General features: G+C 46.3%; 22 protein-coding genes. 13 read left to right on the top strand and 9 right to left on the bottom strand.

Features of this window, described 5'->3' with window-relative positions; translation table 11 throughout:
- Positions 1-21 precede the first annotated feature (21 nt).
- The 3 genes from K6V26_RS03805 to K6V26_RS03795 form a co-directional block, all read right to left on the bottom strand.
- On the bottom strand, positions 22-1,413 hold the full coding sequence (locus K6V26_RS03805) for a TolC family protein (protein ID WP_224264627.1): 1,392 nt from the start codon (positions 1,411-1,413) through the stop codon (positions 22-24).
- Between the two features lie 191 nt (positions 1,414-1,604).
- Positions 1,605-2,198 (bottom strand): Crp/Fnr family transcriptional regulator, encoded by a 594-nt coding sequence (locus K6V26_RS03800; RefSeq protein ID WP_224264626.1) that lies wholly within the window; start codon positions 2,196-2,198, stop codon positions 1,605-1,607.
- 3 nt (positions 2,199-2,201) lie between these two features.
- Entirely contained in the window at positions 2,202-3,107 is a 906-nt protein-coding gene (locus K6V26_RS03795) for a hypothetical protein (RefSeq protein WP_224264625.1), read from the bottom strand.
- Positions 3,108-3,419: 312 nt separating this feature from the next.
- Here K6V26_RS03795 and guaA (K6V26_RS03790) point away from each other — a divergent pair, with 312 nt between their 5' ends.
- The 3 genes from guaA (K6V26_RS03790) (at position 3,420) to K6V26_RS03780 (ending at position 6,775) form a co-directional block, all read left to right on the top strand.
- A complete protein-coding gene (guaA, locus tag K6V26_RS03790; RefSeq protein ID WP_224264624.1) occupies positions 3,420-4,940 on the top strand; it encodes a glutamine-hydrolyzing GMP synthase in 1,521 nt (506 codons plus the stop codon).
- A 52-nt stretch (positions 4,941-4,992) separates the two neighbouring features.
- Complete coding sequence (guaA, locus tag K6V26_RS03785; protein ID WP_007657709.1) at positions 4,993-6,300, top strand: glutamine-hydrolyzing GMP synthase; 1,308 nt, start codon at positions 4,993-4,995, stop codon at positions 6,298-6,300.
- Between the two features lie 181 nt (positions 6,301-6,481).
- Positions 6,482-6,775 (top strand): nucleotidyltransferase family protein, encoded by a 294-nt coding sequence (locus K6V26_RS03780; protein ID WP_224264623.1) that lies wholly within the window; start codon positions 6,482-6,484, stop codon positions 6,773-6,775.
- A gap of 219 nt (positions 6,776-6,994) precedes the next feature.
- Here the strand turns inward: K6V26_RS03780 and K6V26_RS03775 are convergent, their stop codons facing one another.
- Positions 6,995-7,330, bottom strand: a complete 336-nt coding sequence (locus tag K6V26_RS03775; RefSeq protein WP_224264622.1) for a hypothetical protein — start codon at positions 7,328-7,330, stop codon at positions 6,995-6,997.
- Positions 7,331-8,314: 984 nt separating this feature from the next.
- Between K6V26_RS03775 and K6V26_RS03770 the strand changes: the two genes are divergently transcribed.
- From K6V26_RS03770 to K6V26_RS03725, 10 genes are all read left to right on the top strand, one after another.
- The gene (locus K6V26_RS03770) at positions 8,315-8,530 is read left to right on the top strand and encodes a hypothetical protein (protein ID WP_005850429.1); all 216 of its coding nucleotides are present in this window, start codon (positions 8,315-8,317) and stop codon (positions 8,528-8,530) included.
- Between the two features lie 11 nt (positions 8,531-8,541).
- Entirely contained in the window at positions 8,542-8,763 is a 222-nt protein-coding gene (locus K6V26_RS03765; protein WP_005850431.1) for a hypothetical protein, read from the top strand.
- Positions 8,764-8,775: 12 nt separating this feature from the next.
- Positions 8,776-9,372 (top strand): hypothetical protein, encoded by a 597-nt coding sequence (locus K6V26_RS03760; RefSeq protein WP_005850434.1) that lies wholly within the window; start codon positions 8,776-8,778, stop codon positions 9,370-9,372.
- 15 nt (positions 9,373-9,387) lie between these two features.
- Positions 9,388-9,810 carry a PcfK-like family protein gene (locus tag K6V26_RS03755; protein WP_005850436.1) on the top strand — a complete coding sequence of 141 codons (423 nt, stop codon included), beginning with the start codon at positions 9,388-9,390 and terminating at the stop codon, positions 9,808-9,810.
- A gap of 2 nt (positions 9,811-9,812) precedes the next feature.
- Positions 9,813-11,102, top strand: coding sequence for a PcfJ domain-containing protein (locus K6V26_RS03750; protein WP_005850438.1), 1,290 nt, complete (start codon positions 9,813-9,815; stop codon positions 11,100-11,102).
- Between the two features lie 24 nt (positions 11,103-11,126).
- The gene (locus K6V26_RS03745; RefSeq protein ID WP_005850441.1) at positions 11,127-11,384 is read left to right on the top strand and encodes a hypothetical protein; all 258 of its coding nucleotides are present in this window, start codon (positions 11,127-11,129) and stop codon (positions 11,382-11,384) included.
- Between the two features lie 20 nt (positions 11,385-11,404).
- Positions 11,405-11,638: a DUF3873 domain-containing protein gene (locus tag K6V26_RS03740; protein ID WP_005850444.1), complete on the top strand. Its 234-nt coding sequence runs from the start codon at positions 11,405-11,407 to the stop codon at positions 11,636-11,638.
- Positions 11,635-11,880: a DUF6956 domain-containing protein gene (locus tag K6V26_RS03735; protein WP_005850448.1), complete on the top strand. Its 246-nt coding sequence runs from the start codon at positions 11,635-11,637 to the stop codon at positions 11,878-11,880. Before K6V26_RS03740 ends, K6V26_RS03735 begins: the two co-directional genes overlap by 4 nt.
- Positions 11,881-11,925: 45 nt before the next feature.
- Positions 11,926-12,234 (top strand): hypothetical protein, encoded by a 309-nt coding sequence (locus K6V26_RS03730; RefSeq protein ID WP_005850451.1) that lies wholly within the window; start codon positions 11,926-11,928, stop codon positions 12,232-12,234.
- Positions 12,235-12,351: 117 nt separating this feature from the next.
- Entirely contained in the window at positions 12,352-12,573 is a 222-nt protein-coding gene (locus tag K6V26_RS03725) for a DUF7688 family protein (protein ID WP_009276858.1), read from the top strand.
- 50 nt (positions 12,574-12,623) lie between these two features.
- Here the strand turns inward: K6V26_RS03725 and K6V26_RS03720 are convergent, their stop codons facing one another.
- The 5 genes from K6V26_RS03720 to K6V26_RS03700 all read right to left on the bottom strand — a co-directional run bounded on the left by K6V26_RS03720 (position 12,624) and on the right by K6V26_RS03700 (position 16,209).
- A complete protein-coding gene (locus K6V26_RS03720; protein ID WP_005850457.1) occupies positions 12,624-13,607 on the bottom strand; it encodes a phage exclusion protein Lit family protein in 984 nt (327 codons plus the stop codon).
- Between the two features lie 93 nt (positions 13,608-13,700).
- Positions 13,701-14,228 carry a glycoside hydrolase family protein gene (locus tag K6V26_RS03715; protein ID WP_005850464.1) on the bottom strand — a complete coding sequence of 176 codons (528 nt, stop codon included), beginning with the start codon at positions 14,226-14,228 and terminating at the stop codon, positions 13,701-13,703.
- The gene (locus K6V26_RS03710) at positions 14,225-14,731 is read right to left on the bottom strand and encodes a DUF3872 domain-containing protein (RefSeq protein WP_005850466.1); all 507 of its coding nucleotides are present in this window, start codon (positions 14,729-14,731) and stop codon (positions 14,225-14,227) included. The genes K6V26_RS03715 and K6V26_RS03710 overlap by 4 nt, the downstream gene beginning before the upstream one ends.
- A gap of 18 nt (positions 14,732-14,749) precedes the next feature.
- Positions 14,750-15,625 (bottom strand): toprim domain-containing protein, encoded by an 876-nt coding sequence (locus K6V26_RS03705; RefSeq protein ID WP_010185927.1) that lies wholly within the window; start codon positions 15,623-15,625, stop codon positions 14,750-14,752.
- A gap of 8 nt (positions 15,626-15,633) precedes the next feature.
- Positions 15,634-16,209, bottom strand: a complete 576-nt coding sequence (locus tag K6V26_RS03700) for a conjugal transfer protein TraO (protein ID WP_005850473.1) — start codon at positions 16,207-16,209, stop codon at positions 15,634-15,636.
- Between the last annotated feature and the right edge of the window lie 2 nt (positions 16,210-16,211).

The raw sequence follows: 16,211 nt of genomic DNA, 5'->3' as shown, positions 1-16,211 counted from the left end.
CTTTGTATATTTTTATTGTTATTACTTCTGTTTATCTACCGACAGTTTACCCATTGCCTTCGACAGGTAAACTTCCGTTAATTTCACTTCTATCTGAGCATCAATCAGACTGGAACGTGCCGATACCCAAGCCGTTTGAGCTTCCATCAGGTTTAAGGCCGGAATAACACCTTCTTCAAAACCCAGATTGGCATGACGAAGGTTCTCCTCCGCATTCTCCATATTCCGTGAAGAAGCGGTCAGTTTCTTATTGGCTTCATTCACTTTATAAACGGACTGGTTGACCTGCAACTCGACCTTTTCACGGGCTTCCATCAGTTGCAACATCTGGATACGTGTCTCAGCACGGGCGGAGTTCCTTTTATAAGTACCCTCCCACCAACCGGACAAAGGTACTTTCATCATCACACCGACATTAAACATTCCGGCAAATTCATTCTTAAAACCGTTGAAAGCATTCGGGTTCGTTACCAGATAGTTTGCCGACAAAGCCACATTGGGCAACATATCCGCCAGGACTATCCGTTCTTTCTTCTGATAAATCTTAGCTGCCAGTTCCAGGCTTTTCAGCTCATCGCGGTTGGCAAACGCTTCATTCACATTTGCGGTAGCATCACTGGTATGGACGGGGAAGTTCTCTATATTTTCATCTGCCAGCGCCAAAGGTTCATCTAATGGCAAACCGCAAATCTGGGAGAGCAGCATACGCGATAAAGCCAGACCGTTATCCACTTTCGTCTGCGCCATTTCCGCCTCATTCAGTTTTACCTTTACCGACAGTCCGTCTGCCTGGGTGGCAACTCCTTCGGCGATCATGGCTGTCACGTCACTGTCCATCTTCCTGAGTAACCCGACATAAGCGTCTGCCAGCTTTTTCTTATTGACTAGCGAAATCACCTGCCAATAAGTTTCATCGGTTTTATAAATGACTTCCTGCAACTGGAGGTCGTTCATCGACTCGGCCAACTCACGGGCATATTTGGTAATCTGATTATAGGAAACAATTTTCCCTCCCATAAAGACCGGTTGAACCAGCGAAACGCCTCCCACCCAGATATTCTGCACATCCAGATGTTGCACATCGTCAATTCCTCCCATTAATTGTCCGAAAACAGGAAGTTGGGCAAGCGGTCCCAGGGCGGAACCGAGTTTGGCACTCAAAGCGTCCATATCCAGCAGATTGATATCTTTCTGATTCCACATATATCCTCCCATAGCGGAAAGCTGCGGAAAATATTTAGTAAAAGCCGCTTTGCGTTCTTCATTGGCCGCCTTTACCTTTTCGCCGGACATCTGTAATTCCTTATTATTCTGAATAGCTAAGTTTCGACATTCTTCCAATGTCAAAGTCTGTTGGGAACTTGCATAACCAGAACAGACCAACAATCCTACTAATACAATAATCCGTTTCATCTTTTTATTGTTTTTTCATCCGGAGACTTTATTTTACCACTAAAACAACTTATCACCTTTATCTAAATAAAAAACAACCGGTTATCTCCTATTGTTTATATTCGACAAACCTATATTCTTCGTACACAAACAAAAGTACGATTTATCGGTGCAAAAGTACTGGTTTAGTTTAAATATAAAATTGAATTAATTCAATTAAAGATGCGCTTTTTCAGCTTGCAGTACCAGGCATTGCTGATTCCCATATATTGGGCAATATATTTGTCGGGAACACGCTGCATGATCCACATGTAGTGATTATAGAGGTATTTGATAAATTCTTCTGCCGTGCACGACTGGCGGATGGCAAACATAGAATAAAGTTTTGATATGATGGTCAGCATCGCATTCTGGTAATATGATGCAAATAACGGATAACGCAGGGAAAGGTCCTCGATATGGGTACGTGATAGCCTTAGCAATTCACCGGCTTCGAGCGCCTTAATCTCGAACTCGGAAGGCGCCTGGGTAAAATAACCGATAGCGGACAAGAAAGGATATTGATGGTCGGATGAAAAACCGGTTACGCATTCATCGCCTTTTTCGCTTACATATAAATTAATGAACAGTCCTTTATTGATGAAGTAGGCATCCTGACAAATCTCACCGGTACGAAGCAGGTAATCCCCTTTATCGACAGCAACCACTGTAGTGATATTCTTCAGTTCACTCACAAAGACTTCGTCGCGGGCCAGAGATTCCGGGAGATCCGCTAAAAGCTTCGCTAAGTGGCCGTCTGTTTCCATTCGTTAATCTTCCAACGTGAAGTTTCTCTTTCCGATCAGGTTTCCGTCAATAAAAATATCTACACGGTAAGTTCCCGGAGAAAGAAATTCTTCGATATCCCAATACATGGTAACGGGATATTCTTCCCCGTCATATTCGATCAGCTTCTTCATCGAGTAGTTGATATCCTTTCCTTCGAAGGGGAAAACATCGGCACGGCTCTTTACCAGCACATCATCGTCCGGCTTCATAATACGTACATATACAGTCTTCTCACCAACGGGAGCGGTAATATTCTTTGCGATGCGGAAATCGACTACGAAACGTTCCATACGTTTGATCTTCTTTGCCAGCTTTCCACGCGAATTGACCGGAGTAACCGTGATACCGGTAGCATCCAGGCGGCTTGCCATAGTAACACGTTCGGATAATTTTTCTTTTTCTTTCTTCAGGGTAGCAGCTTGTGATGTGGCACGCTGGTATTTCTGAACGGCTTCTTTCTTTTCTACCTGCAACTGTTCGTTCGCTCTGTTCAAAGAGTCGATCTGAACGACATAATTACGCATGATCTTACGAAGCGTTTCCAGTTCTTTCTTCAGACGGGCAATTTCTTTGGTATTTGTCGCCTTCACCGTACGGAGTTCTTCCATCAGGCGCTGAACCTTTGCCTGCTCTGTAGATAACAAATTCATCAGGGAATCATTGCCTACATTGAACTGGTATCCCTCATATTGCATAGAGAGTTCATTAAACTCATCTTCAAGCGTTTGCTTATCCAGGTCATAAGCCTCAACCAAATCATTCATCTGCTGTTTCTGCTGATAAATATAGTAACCTGCACCAGCGATAATCAGTATCAACACGACTACCGCCATGATTAATAATGAGAGTTTATTTATTTCCTTCGTTTCTTTCTTTTCTGTATCCATACGGTTCCTTCTAAAAATGAACGTACAAAGGTAATGTTTAATCAGATGTATTAAAACATATCCTGTCTGTTTATACATTTTTTAAGAACTTAACCATCCTTTCAACATATACCGACATCTTTTTAGTTTCATTCGGATGAAAATACAGTTTCTTTCGGGAGAAAACACAGTTTCTTTCGGATGAAACTTTTGTGAAATCATAAAAAATATATTGAAATCTCCTCATCAATACCTTTATATATAGGATGAGCTTTACAGATTTTCTAAATAAAATTACTACCTTTGCGCCACTCAATTAAATAATAACACTGCATGCACGAGAAACTTATTATTCTTGATTTCGGCTCGCAAACAACTCAATTGATTGGCCGCAGGGTCAGAGAGTTAAACATGTATTGCGAGATCCTTCCCTACAACAAATTTCCGCATGATGCAACCGATGTGAAAGGGGTTATCCTTTCAGGAAGTCCTTACTCCGTTTACGACGAAAATGCTTTCAAGGCAGACCTGAGCGAGATTCGTGGAAAGTATCCGGTTTTAGGTATTTGTTACGGGGCTCAGTTTCTGGCTTATACATCCGGAGGCAATGTAGAACCGGCCAACTCACGTGAATACGGACGTGCCAATCTATCCTACATTAATAATGAAGATCCTCTATTAAAAGGCATCGACACCGGTTCTCAGATCTGGATGTCTCATGGAGATACAATCACTGTATTGCCGGATAACTTCAAAGTGATCGCCAGCACCGACGATGTGAAAGCGGCAGCTTATCATGTAGAAGGCGAACAGACCTGGGGCGTACAATTCCATCCGGAAGTATTCCACTCTACAGACGGTACAAAGTTATTAGACAATTTCCTGAATATCTGCGGATGCGCCAAAGACTGGACACCGGCTTCTTTCATCGAATCGACGGTTGCCGAACTGAAAGAGCAACTGGGTGACGACAAAGTGATTCTGGCTTTATCCGGTGGCGTGGACTCTTCCGTCACGGCTGTTTTATTGAACAAGGCGATCGGCAAAAACCTAACCTGTATCTTCGTAGACCACGGTTTGCTGCGTAAGAATGAGTTCGAAAACGTAATGAAAGATTACGAACACCTGGGATTGAACGTAATCGGAGTAAACGCAAAAGATAAATTCTATAAAGAACTGGCGGGAGTTACCGAGCCGGAACAAAAACGTAAGATCATCGGCAAAGGTTTCATCGACGTATTCGACGAAGAAGCTCATAAGCTGAAAGATATCAAATGGCTGGGACAAGGTACGATCTATCCGGACGTTATCGAGTCTTTATCCATCACCGGAACAGTCATCAAGAGTCATCATAATGTAGGCGGACTTCCTGATACGATGAAACTGCAACTGGTTGAGCCGCTTCGCCTTCTCTTCAAGGATGAGGTTCGCCGTGTCGGTATCGAACTGGGCATGCAGCCGCATCTGATCAAACGTCATCCATTCCCCGGTCCTGGTCTGGGTATCCGTATCTTAGGCGATATCACGCCGGAGAAAGTACGTATCCTTCAGGATGCCGATGATATTTATATGTCGCTGATGCGCGAATGGGGTTTATACGACAAGATCTGGCAAGCCGGAGTCATCCTGCTTCCTATCCAGTCGGTCGGTGTTATGGGTGACGAACGTACCTATGAAAATACCGTTGCCTTGCGTGCCGTAACTTCTACCGATGCCATGACAGCCGACTGGGCACAACTGCCTTACGAGTTTCTGGCAAAAGTATCCAACGAGATCATCAATAAGGTAAAAGGTGTGAACCGCGTTGTGTACGACATCAGTTCCAAGCCACCAGCAACCATAGAGTGGGAATAAAAAATCACAAGAAGGATAATCTAATTAACTTAATAATTTTAGGAGGAATACGATGAAACAAGATATGATCGTTATTTTAGACCTGGGAAGTCATGAAAATACGGTATTGGCAAGAGCAATCCGTGCATTGGGTGTTTACAGTGAAATTTATCCTCACGACATCACAGTAGAGGAACTGAAAGCACTGCCGAACGTAAAAGGTATTATCATCAACGGTGGTCCGAACAATGTGATCGACGGTGTTGCCATAGATGTAAATCCGGGTATTTACTCGCTGGGTATCCCCGTAATGGCTGCCGGCCACGACAAAGCATTATGTGAAGTAAAACTGGGTGAATTCACCGACGATATAGAAGCTATCAAAGAAGCTGTGAAGTCTTTCGTTTTCGATAGCTGCAAAGCGGAAGCGAACTGGAATATGACAAACTTTGTCAACGACCAGATCGAACTTGTCAGACGTCAGGTAGGCGATAGAAAAGTCCTGTTGGCCCTGTCAGGCGGAGTTGACAGTTCTGTTGTGGCTGCCTTGCTTCTGAAAGCGATCGGCGATAAACTGGTTTGCGTACATGTAAACCATGGTCTGATGCGTAAAGGTGAATCGGAAGATGTAGTGGAAGTATTCAAAAATCAGTTGAATGCGAACCTGATATATAAAGATGTTACCGACCGTTTCCTGGATAAACTGGCAGGAGTTGCCGATCCGGAAGAAAAACGCAAGATTATCGGTGGCGAATTTATCCGTGTATTCGAAGAGGAAGCTCGTAAACTGGATGGTATCGATTTCTTAGCACAAGGAACGATCTATCCGGATATCGTAGAAAGCGGTACAAAGACAGCCAAGATGGTAAAATCTCATCATAATGTAGGCGGTCTGCCCGAAGACCTGAAGTTCGAACTGGTTGAACCGCTGCGTCAGTTATTCAAAGACGAGGTTCGTGCCTGCGGTCTGGAACTGGGCTTGCCTTATGAAATGGTTTACCGTCAGCCGTTCCCTGGTCCCGGACTGGGTGTACGTTGTCTGGGTGCTATCACCCGTGACAGACTGGAAGCCGTTCGTGAAGCTGATGCCATCTTACGTGAAGAGTTCCAGCTTGCCGGACTGGACAAGAAGGTATGGCAGTATTTCACTGTTGTTCCTGATTTCAAATCGGTTGGCGTACGGGATAATGCCCGTTCTTTCGACTGGCCTGTTATCATCCGCGCCGTAAACACTGTAGACGCCATGACAGCCACCATCGAACCGGTAGACTGGCCTATCCTGATGAAAATCACAGACCGTATCCTGAAAGAAGTAAAGAACGTAAACCGCGTTTGCTACGACATGTCTCCGAAACCCAATGCGACTATTGAGTGGGAATAACAAATACTCCTGCCGTAATAAAAAGAATAGGGTATAACCTATTGCCACAATAATATAAACTCCTGTCAAAGTATGATGAATATAACTTTGATAGGAGTTTTTGTATAGTTATTTTTTAACCATAAATCCAATATAATGTTTTATATTTGTAGACGAAACATCTTTAGAGAACGATCGAATTATGAAAAGTCTTCAAGAAATCATTGAAATCCTCCGTATCTACAAGCAGGAAGCATCTACTAAATATGGGATAAGAAAGCTTGGTATTTTCGGTTCCGTTGCACGCGGAGAACAAACTCCGAATAGTGATTTGGACATATTCGTCGACATCCAAGTCCCTAACCCATATATATTAGGAGATATCCATGATGATTTAGAAGAAAGAACCGGATATAAAATTGATTTACTAAGACTTCGTGATAATTTAAACTCATTGCTCTATAAAAACATTCAAAAAGATGGTATCCTGGTCTAAAGAATAGCAACCTTCCTCCTCTACAGGAAACTATTAAACGAATATTATCCGATATAGACAATCATTCATAGCCCTGGAATGACAAATATATTTTCTTTGTTTTATAGGGGGCAGCAAAAAGTTTGTCACCGATGATTATCATACTCCAAAACAGAAATACCCTTACAACCTGGGTAAAAAAGTAGTAACTTTCAACCTTTTGTTTGTCACCATTAACATTTATTTCTTTTTGATGATCCGTATATAACGGATAGACTTTGTACGTTCCTCCTTTAACTCGAAATACTCTTTGAGAACCGTTGTATTCACCCGTTTATTAACAGGTAATCCCACTTTACGATAAGCGGCCGTTAGAATTACGGACATATCAGATCCCACATAGACTTCTCCTACCCGGAACTGCTTCTCCACGATCTCCTTCAGTTGCTGCTTTTTACGGAAGACAGTGGTGCCGGCTTCCTCTACTGCCCGTTTGATTTCGCTGTCTTTGAAGTCGACGCTCCGGATATAATCGGCACCTTTGCGGAGAGAAGTTACGAAAAGAGTGTAATTCATTGGAAATGAGCGTAGGTTAATTGCTCATGATAGTAATAGGTTACGATTTAGTTAGTTATCTACTGCATCATCTTTCTGCGCGTTGCGTAACCTTCAAAGAACTCTTCATATGCAAAAGTAACAATAAAACGGGAGATTTTGAAATGAATCTCCCTAATTTTTTTTCTATCTCATACAAGTTTTTCCGTAAAAGCTGTTTTATCCGTCGGCACACCATCGCCCAAAAGAATTTTGGATGAACGTATGCCGACTGCCGCATAAGCGGAGAAAAGGGCTTTGCCTCACGCCTAAACAACAGTTTAGACTGATGATGCAAGGCCCATTTCTTTTGTGCTTATGCCAGAGAGGTGCTTTTACGGGTTCGCAGACGATTTCTTTTTCGCTGTTCCTTTGAGCCGTAAGCGGAAAGCCGTGTCTGACCGCCCGATCCATAAATGGAACAAGCCGTTATGCACGGCAGGCAAACCGGGAAGAATGATTTTATATGTCCGACCGGACACGCTCGGCCAGACATATAAAATCATACTTCCTTGCCGGTGGTTTGCCCGGTTTCACGCTTCCGGCTATGTCCCTTTTTTTCCTTTTGGGGATTTCTTTTTTTCACAGATTTCTCTTTTGAAGTTTTCCTGTCTAATCTGCCTCCACTTCCGTTTACCTCCATTTTCGCGTCTTTCAGTGACGCCGCATCAGGCAGTCATTTCCGTTCTGGGCGCAAAGGTAATTCCGGGATTGGACGGGAATGCAAGGTCAAGCCTCCTGTTTTCGGCAAAAATCTCCAGCCCTGCGGGTAGTATTTTTCCCGAAAAACCTTGCATCCCCTAATCCCTACCTTTTCAAGCACCCGAAACGAAAACGACCGATGCGACAGAAAGACGCATAAAAAAAATGTCGGATAAACGAGAGGCAGATAAGATAGTTTGAAACTCAACTCCCTCAGCTCTTGAATCCGCATTAAAAAATAAAAAAATCAAAAACAGCGAAGATATGACGGCAACGGCAAATTTCAGACAAATGGCACAGTACATAGGGCTTGCGATATGCGGCTTGATGGTGCGCACCGCCTTCGGGGTGTTCGGCATCCTTTGGGGCATCATTAGAGAGATTGTAAACGGAGTGTTCCGAGTGGCGATAGGCGTAATCGTGGCTATCCTTTCCGCAACCGCCTTCTTCGGTTTCATCCTTTGGTTATTCACCCTTTAACCCTTACCGACATGGCAAAGAGAAGCAGCAAAACGGCAGCGCAGCAGTGCAGATACTACGAGGTGGACAATATCTTCGTGTATATGGTTGAAACGTACATCAACGGCAACATATCCGTGTTCCGTGAACTCTACCGAGAACTGAACAAGGACGCACGGAGGGACTTTACAGACTTCCTTTTGAGCGAGGTGCAGCCGACCTATTGGAGAGAGATACTGAAACAGACCATCTAAAACGACAGCGATATGAGAACGATAACAAGGACATACGACCTTTTCCAATTAGCTGAACTCTCCGCAGCAGCGAGAGATACCGCATACAACGAATGGTTGCGCACCTTTGAATACGGTTGGGACAGCGACAACCGCAACACGCTGGAAGCATTTGAAAGTGTGTTCAAGGTCAAAGTGAACGATTGGAGTTACGACACGTGCCGTTATTCCTACCGCTTCACCTCACGTTACAGCGGAGAGGAAGAGGAACTCTGCGGCATACGGCTTCTGAAATACATCGTCAATAACTATTGGCATACCCTATTCAAGCCGAAAGCCTACTACCTCAAAGGCAATTACAAGAAAAGGCGCAAAAGCAGGGTATTCACGGACAACTGTTGCGTACTGACAGGCTATTGCGCAGACGAGGACATCCTGCGACCCATCTACGACTTTCTGAAAGCCCCCGACACCCGAACCACTCTGTACGACCTCATGGACAAGTGCCTTGACAGCTTCTTCAAGTCGTGCCGTGACGATATGGAATTTCAGTGCAGCGAGGAGAGTTTCGAGGAGAGTTGCGCAGCCAACGACTACGAGTTTTTGGGAAACGGAAAAATGTATAACTGATAAAACGACAGCGATATGAAAGGAACAGACCATTTCAAGAGAACGATACAGATGTATTTGGAGCAGCGTGCAGCGGAGGATGCGCTCTTTGCGAAGAACTACCGCAACCCTGCCAAGAACATAGACGATTGCGTCACCTACATTCTCAACTACGTGCAGCGGAGCGGTTGCAACGGCTTCACGGACGGGGAGATATTCGGGCAAGCCGTCCACTACTATGACGAGAACGAGATAGAGGTAGGCAAGCCTATCCAATGCCAAGTGGCGGTGAACCACGTTGTGGAACTCACGGCAGAGGAAAAGGCGGAAGCACGGCAGAACGCAGTCCGCAGATACCAAGAGGAAGAACTCCGCAAGTTGCAAAACCGCAGCAAGCCGAGAACCGCCACCAAAGCGACCGCACAAGAAGTACAACAACCCAACCTATTCAATTTCTGATTATGAAACCGAGAACACCCATACAGCAGGAAGTCGCACGATTGAGCGAGCGACTGCCGAAATTGACCGCCATACAGAGGGCATACGCTTTCCGCCATTGCTTCAAGCATTACGCCATCAAGAGGGCGGACGGCACGAACATCTGCACCGAGTGCGGACATTCGTGGAGGAGTGAACACGACCTTGCGGACACCGTTTGCGGATGCACCTGCCCGCATTGCGGCATGGAGTTGGAAGCGTTGCGCACCCGAAAGAGCGTGTTCAGCGAGAACGAGTATTTCTCCATCGTCACCACCTGCAAGCAGTATCAAGTTATACGCTTCTTTTTCGTCAAGTCCCGATACAAGGCAGGACAGGCAGCCGAGTATTCCATTTATGAAGTGGTGCAAAGGTGGATTTCGCCAAAAGGTACAACTACCACCGTTGCCCGACTGCGTGGAATGTCCATACTTTACTATGACCTATGGGCGGAATACAGCGACATGGAAGTACGCAAGAACAACAAACTACGTGCATACGATATAAACCCCGTCTGCACCTATCCCCGACAGCGTTTCATACCCGAACTGAAACGCAACGGCTTCAATGGCGAGTACCACAACATACTGCCTTACGACCTTTTCACGGCTATCCTTTCCGACAGCCGAGCCGAAACGCTGTTGAAGGCAGGGCAATACCCCATGTTGCGCCACTACATCCGCAGTTCCTTTGACATGGAGAGGTATTGGGCATCCATAAAGATATGTATCCGCAACGGCTACACCATTGCTGACGGCTCCATGTGGCGTGACACCATAGACCTCCTGCGGCATTTCGGCAAGGACACGAACAGCCCGAAATACGTCTGCCCTGCCGACCTCAAAGCCGAACACGACAGACTTATGCACAAGCGCAACAAGGAGATAGAGCGCAAGAAATTGGAAGAACGCATCCGCCAAGCGAAGAAACACGAGAAGGCATACCGCAAACTCAAAGGCATATTCTTCGGCATTGCATTCACGGACGGCACTTTGCAGGTGCGTGTGTTGGAGAGCGTGGCGGAGTTTGCAGCGGAAGGGACGGAACTGCACCATTGCGTGTTTTCCAACTCCTATTTCCTTGAAAAGAACTCCCTTATCCTATCCGCCACCATTGACGGCAAGCGCATAGAAACGGTGGAGGTTTCCTTGAAGACATTGGAAGTGGTGCAAAGTCGTGGCTTGCACAATTCCAATACCGAGTACCACGACCGCATTGTAAACCTTGTGAACAGCAATGTGAACCTTATCCGCCAGCGGATGGAAGTGGCATAGTATTAACCTATAAAACCCAACAAAATGGAAGTAAGAATTGAAAGCATGGTTTGTCTGTGGGACGATAAAATCCCCACGATGTTCCTTGAATTTGTGAACCTCCTCACTCTTGCAACGAGTGAGGAGCAGTTAAGACGGAGTGTAAAGGACTTTGCCGAGAAGCACGGACTTGACAGGTTTTTCCTTTACGGCTTCGGCTCCCACCATTTCTACCTGCACCAACGCTATACGAGTGACCCCGAAATGGTGATGCGCAACAGAGTTTTGTCAGTACATTTTTAACCACTCTAAAATCAACGATTATGGCAACACGAATGACCATCAACGGTATAAGCACCTGCACCGAAGCAGGTACGGAGAAATATGAGCGTTTCCAATTAGGTATCGGCAGACGCAAGCGGACACTTGTGCAGTACGACTACCGCCACCCCACAGACGGAGAGTTGTTCTCTTGTGTCAAACCCACATTGGACGAGTGCCGAGCCGCACGGGATAAGTGGCTCACGGCAAAGGATGGAAAGGAGGACAACCGATGAACACAGCCTATCAAACGCTGATAGTGAAATTCAGCGAGCCTATCAAAGTATTGGACGGCATCTTTGACGATGCCGAAGCGTGGGGAGTTGATACCCTAAAAGGGTGGATAGACGACTACGAGAGCAGCAGGTTTACCGCCATCAACAGCCATACGGCAGTCATCACAAGCGAGTACAATATGGAGTGCCTGATGGAATGGTTGAAACGAAACACACCCATTGCCGAGATAACAGAATGTTAAACAAGTTGGCGGTGTCCGCACCGCCAACCTAAAACCAAGAAAAGCATGATAGCAAAGACGATTTTACAGCAGATAGGCGGCAGACGCTTTGTCGCCATGACGGGAAGCAAGGACTTCATAGACATGGGCAACGGCTTGCGCATGAGCCTTGCAAGGAACAAGACGAGCGCGAACCGCCTTGACATCATCTACGATGCAGGATTAGACCTCTACAATATGCGTTTCTACCGCAAGACGTTCAGTAAAAAGACATTCGAGTGCAAGACAAAGGACATTGCAACGCACGATGGCATATACTGCGATATGCTGGAAGAAATGTTCACGATGGTAACGGGACTTTACACCCGTTTTTGAGTGGCGACGGCGAAAGCCGCCCTACTTTCTTTCGGTGAGCATGATGGCGGACAAAGAAAGTAGCAAAGAAACCGCTGTCCCAATCTACGATAGTATTCACAAAAACAAGTTTCAATCATGGAAGAAATCAGACAGAACGGAAAAATCATCCTGCACAGCGATGACGGAACAAGCATAAGGATGATTTTCAAAAACCTCACGGGGAGGAATTTTCAAGGTCAGGAATATGCGGAGTATATCCGGCATATCGCAATCGGGGAGATGGGATTTTCGCCCGGCATCATAGAGCATTGCAGGGACGGTGAGGTAATCGGCAAAGGAAAAATCCCGAATGTATGAAAAGCGGAAACTCCGATGAAGTTGCGGCTTCATCGGAGTTTTTAATTTAGCTATATATCCCAATCAGGTTTTACAATTTTGGGATAACGTTGTTGTCTAACTGTTTTCAATTTCTCCATGTAAAATAAATAAATCTCCTTATATGAGCCAAAACCGGGCTGTTGCATATCCTCTTCGATAGACAAACCACCAAATACCAGCAACCATAATCTTAATGCAACACCTAAGTAGCCCCAAAGTGGATCCATTTCATGTAATTCCAGTTTAGTAACCAAATTTTCTATTCGGACATCCATATCTGGATGAGTTCCATCACCAGAAATAGAATCTTCGCTCATCAATAAAATGGCTGCTAATACAGTTGCGACACCTGCCTTATATGTATTTCCCCATGCAGAGTCATATTCAGTTTGAATAAAACTAATTGCCGTATCATCTGCGGCAATTTCATCATCTATAGTATGGGGAAACGTCTGTTGTATTTGTGTATGACCTAAATAATTATGTGAAAATTCGTGGGCATATATAAATGCTATCGCAGCACAATATACACCATTTGTGTGACTTATAATATTTTCAAATTGCTGGGGATTACAGATGTTGGGTGTTACCCAATAAACATCCCTATTGAAGTTATGCAACAATTGCCGTCCTCTAAAAAAGCAATCATTAGCATACTCTACATCAATCAGATTGGGTTTATAACCATATTTGTTTATGCCAACAGCATCCATTATTGGAATATGTATGACATTCTCAAAATAGGCATTAAGATAAATACATACAGACCATAAATACTGACAAAAGTTTTCGTTGATATAGATATGATTTAATCCATTGCTATCTTTTTTTATTTCCGCAACATCGCTAATAGCTTTTCCTTCCCTTATGAATGTAAATCGACGAGAAAAGTTATTGATATTGCAATCGTCTTTTATCGCATCTAACAGTTCAACAACTTTTTCAATACATTGAATAGCATCATCAGATAGCTGTTCAACAGGTAAATAATATATTTCTTTCGCTTCTTTCATTTTACAAATTTTACTTGCAAAGGTAATGTGTTAATTTGTATTAGACGCTAAAATTCCTTGCGATATTGTTTACCGCAAGGAATTTCAGTCGTATCACAGGATATACAGCAGCGCAAACTCCGCCTTTCTCCGTTTGAGCAGCATGGCGTGCCGTTTACCTTTGTAGTTGCAGAAAGCGATATATTCCCGGTAAATGTTCCTGTCGCCCGCCTCCAATTTTCGGATCAGTGTGCTTTTGGGTATCTTCCCGCTCCCCAAAAGCCGGTATGGACCGACATTGTAGGCGAGCGTGGCAAGGAGCAGACTGTCACGCCCGAACTTGCGGAACATGGCGCAGAACTTCCGCAAGTCTTTCCGCAGGAGTGCGTCCGCCTGCCGCTTCGTCATGGTGCGTGCCGAATACCTTTCCCCCGGCTGCACCTGATGCCCCCAGCCCACGTATGGGTGGTGTTTCTCCGAGTGCCAGCCTTCAAAATACTTCGTACAGCGAACCGCCCGCTCGAAAGGCGGCAGGCGGTAGATTGACGCCTGCCCGTCCGTCCCCTTCTGACAGCTGTCCCGTGCGGACACGGAGCAGACCGCCAGAAGGGAACAGAGGATAGCCATGAATACACGCATCATCGTGTAAGGGGTTTGAAGTTTCCGATTGGGACAATAGAGATAGCCCCGTCATCCTTCACGTTGCGATTGTTGAAGTCAAATTCCAATTCGTAGGAGTTGCTGAAATTATCTTCCACCACTACGATGAAGTTGTGCACCTCGTCACCTTGCGCCGTGTAGTACAGCCGGAACTTCTCGTTTTCGAGCAGGTAGCGGTCGTTGGGCAGGAACGTAATGCCGTTGTCCATTTTCAATGTTCCTTCTCCCTCGAATTGGAAATACCGGATGGTATATAGGGTGTTGGCGTAATCGCCCGTCTTTTTCAACTCACAGCGGATTTCCACCGTCTGCCCCTTCGTTACCTTGTTAGGCACGGGCATGGTTTCCACTGTGAAGGGATAGGATTGCTGGATGTCCATGTCATCGTCACACGATGCGAGCGTGAGCAACATGGCGGCGAACAGGCAGAGTGCCAACGCCTTGAAGATGGATGTTCTCTTGTTCTTGTTGTTCAGTATGTTCATTGTTCTTTGATTTTTAAGTTATTGTTCATTTTTTGCTGTCAGTTGCAGATACTCGTTCAAGTCCTTGTAACCGTCATGGAGTGCGGAACGGTCGGTGACACGTCCGCCGTAATATCCTTTGAGGGCTTCCAGCGTCCTCCGTCCGGCTTCGTCACGGTCGAGGAAGCAGTCTATGCGCCCGTACCCGTCCAAGTGTTTCACCGCCTTACCCACGTTGGCAACGGAGTTCAGCACAAGGCTGTCGCTATTGCCGCCTATACCGAGTGCAGCAGCGGACAGAAAGTCCATGAAGCCCTCAAACACGCTGCATACGTCAGAGGCGGTATCTTTCGGTTTTATCAGTGACACATCTTTCGGTGGTACGCAACCCTTGAAGTAGCGGCTACGGATTTCATAGCCGCCAGCCACGTTCGGGAAACCGATTGCGAAATACCGCTTTCCACGCACGCCGTAGTTCAGGCGGCAGCAGTGGCGGGATGCAACGGCATAAGGGATGCCCCGTTCCGCCAGATACTCTGTTAATGGTGAGCGGAGCAGCGGGACGGCTTCCACTCCCTCAAAGGCAGGTTCGGACGGCTCCGGCAGGAACAACGGCTTTTCCGATGCGACAAACGGCATACGGGCGGTTTCCGCTATGAATCTCGCCTGCGCCATGAAGTCGCCGCTTCGGGCAAACTCCCCGGCAAGCGTGAAGATGTCACCGCCCTTGCCCAAACCGAAATCGTACCAGAGCCGTTTCGCCACGTTCACGCGGAAAGAGGGCGTGCGCTCATTGCGGTACGGCGCGAGATACCACAGCTCGTTTCCGCTTCTCCGTACAGGCTCATGTCCCAGCCGTGCGAGAAAGTCCGCGAGGGATATTTGCCTCATGGTGTCTATATCCGTCCGTTCCATGCGGCGCATCAGTTGATGATGAACTTGATGCCGACCCCGAACTGCGTGTGGAACTTTCGTGTGTCGCCACCCCACAGGCAACGCTCCCGGAGATTGGCGAGCAGGGCGATACGGTCAGCCACGTAAAACTCCACGTCCAGCGTCAGCGCACCGCCATAGATGAAGGCGTCCCGGTTATGCAGGGTCGAGCCGTCTTGCAGCACCTTTTCGCCCCAATTCACCGATTCATATCCGACGAGAGCCGAAGCCCCCGCATAGACGAACATGATTTTACGGGCATCGGAAAGTATCTTGAAATAGTAGCCGCCTTCCGCCGTGAACTGCACCACAGGTATGGCGGTATCCTTGTACGGGTTGTTCTTCAGGAGATACTCACCTCCGAACATCCATTTGTTGCCCTTCTTCGTGTAGGTGGAGAGAGCCGCCCCGAAACTGTACCCGCCGTCGTTGCCGCCGGGTTTGAAGCCGTCCGCCAGATTCGCCCTTACCTCGATGCCCTGCATTTTCGGCAGACATCGCTGGGCGTACGCCTGCCCCGTGAACAGGGCAAGCGACGCGATGATGATTGCGATGTACTTTCTCATGG

The sequence above is a fragment of the Parabacteroides goldsteinii genome, assembly GCF_020091425.1.
GTDB classification, from domain to species: Bacteria; Bacteroidota; Bacteroidia; order Bacteroidales; family Tannerellaceae; genus Parabacteroides; species Parabacteroides goldsteinii.
Note: the sequence above shows the minus strand (reverse complement) of the source record. Positions and strands in the feature narration are given on the sequence as shown.

What these genes read in the sequence shown, in the direction of transcription:
- K6V26_RS03765 (WP_005850431.1), top strand. Translation starts at nt 8,542, where the DNA reads ATGGCAAAGAGAAGCAGCAAAACGGCAGCGCAGCAGTGCAGATACTAC.
- K6V26_RS03705 (WP_010185927.1), bottom strand. Translation starts at nt 15,625, where the DNA reads ATGGAACGGACGGATATAGACACCATGAGGCAAATATCCCTCGCGGAC.
- guaA (WP_224264624.1), top strand. Translation starts at nt 3,420, where the DNA reads ATGCACGAGAAACTTATTATTCTTGATTTCGGCTCGCAAACAACTCAA.
- K6V26_RS03780 (WP_224264623.1), top strand. Translation starts at nt 6,482, where the DNA reads ATGAAAAGTCTTCAAGAAATCATTGAAATCCTCCGTATCTACAAGCAG.
- K6V26_RS03805 (WP_224264627.1), bottom strand. Translation starts at nt 1,413, where the DNA reads ATGAAACGGATTATTGTATTAGTAGGATTGTTGGTCTGTTCTGGTTAT.
- K6V26_RS03730 (WP_005850451.1), top strand. Translation starts at nt 11,926, where the DNA reads ATGATAGCAAAGACGATTTTACAGCAGATAGGCGGCAGACGCTTTGTC.
- K6V26_RS03710 (WP_005850466.1), bottom strand. Translation starts at nt 14,731, where the DNA reads ATGAACATACTGAACAACAAGAACAAGAGAACATCCATCTTCAAGGCG.
- K6V26_RS03715 (WP_005850464.1), bottom strand. Translation starts at nt 14,228, where the DNA reads ATGATGCGTGTATTCATGGCTATCCTCTGTTCCCTTCTGGCGGTCTGC.
- K6V26_RS03735 (WP_005850448.1), top strand. Translation starts at nt 11,635, where the DNA reads ATGAACACAGCCTATCAAACGCTGATAGTGAAATTCAGCGAGCCTATC.
- K6V26_RS03800 (WP_224264626.1), bottom strand. Translation starts at nt 2,198, where the DNA reads ATGGAAACAGACGGCCACTTAGCGAAGCTTTTAGCGGATCTCCCGGAA.
- K6V26_RS03795 (WP_224264625.1), bottom strand. Translation starts at nt 3,107, where the DNA reads ATGGATACAGAAAAGAAAGAAACGAAGGAAATAAATAAACTCTCATTA.
- K6V26_RS03725 (WP_009276858.1), top strand. Translation starts at nt 12,352, where the DNA reads ATGGAAGAAATCAGACAGAACGGAAAAATCATCCTGCACAGCGATGAC.
- K6V26_RS03700 (WP_005850473.1), bottom strand. Translation starts at nt 16,209, where the DNA reads ATGAGAAAGTACATCGCAATCATCATCGCGTCGCTTGCCCTGTTCACG.
- K6V26_RS03750 (WP_005850438.1), top strand. Translation starts at nt 9,813, where the DNA reads ATGAAACCGAGAACACCCATACAGCAGGAAGTCGCACGATTGAGCGAG.
- K6V26_RS03760 (WP_005850434.1), top strand. Translation starts at nt 8,776, where the DNA reads ATGAGAACGATAACAAGGACATACGACCTTTTCCAATTAGCTGAACTC.
- guaA (WP_007657709.1), top strand. Translation starts at nt 4,993, where the DNA reads ATGAAACAAGATATGATCGTTATTTTAGACCTGGGAAGTCATGAAAAT.
- K6V26_RS03740 (WP_005850444.1), top strand. Translation starts at nt 11,405, where the DNA reads ATGGCAACACGAATGACCATCAACGGTATAAGCACCTGCACCGAAGCA.
- K6V26_RS03745 (WP_005850441.1), top strand. Translation starts at nt 11,127, where the DNA reads ATGGAAGTAAGAATTGAAAGCATGGTTTGTCTGTGGGACGATAAAATC.
- K6V26_RS03755 (WP_005850436.1), top strand. Translation starts at nt 9,388, where the DNA reads ATGAAAGGAACAGACCATTTCAAGAGAACGATACAGATGTATTTGGAG.
- K6V26_RS03720 (WP_005850457.1), bottom strand. Translation starts at nt 13,607, where the DNA reads ATGAAAGAAGCGAAAGAAATATATTATTTACCTGTTGAACAGCTATCT.
- K6V26_RS03770 (WP_005850429.1), top strand. Translation starts at nt 8,315, where the DNA reads ATGACGGCAACGGCAAATTTCAGACAAATGGCACAGTACATAGGGCTT.
- K6V26_RS03775 (WP_224264622.1), bottom strand. Translation starts at nt 7,330, where the DNA reads ATGAATTACACTCTTTTCGTAACTTCTCTCCGCAAAGGTGCCGATTAT.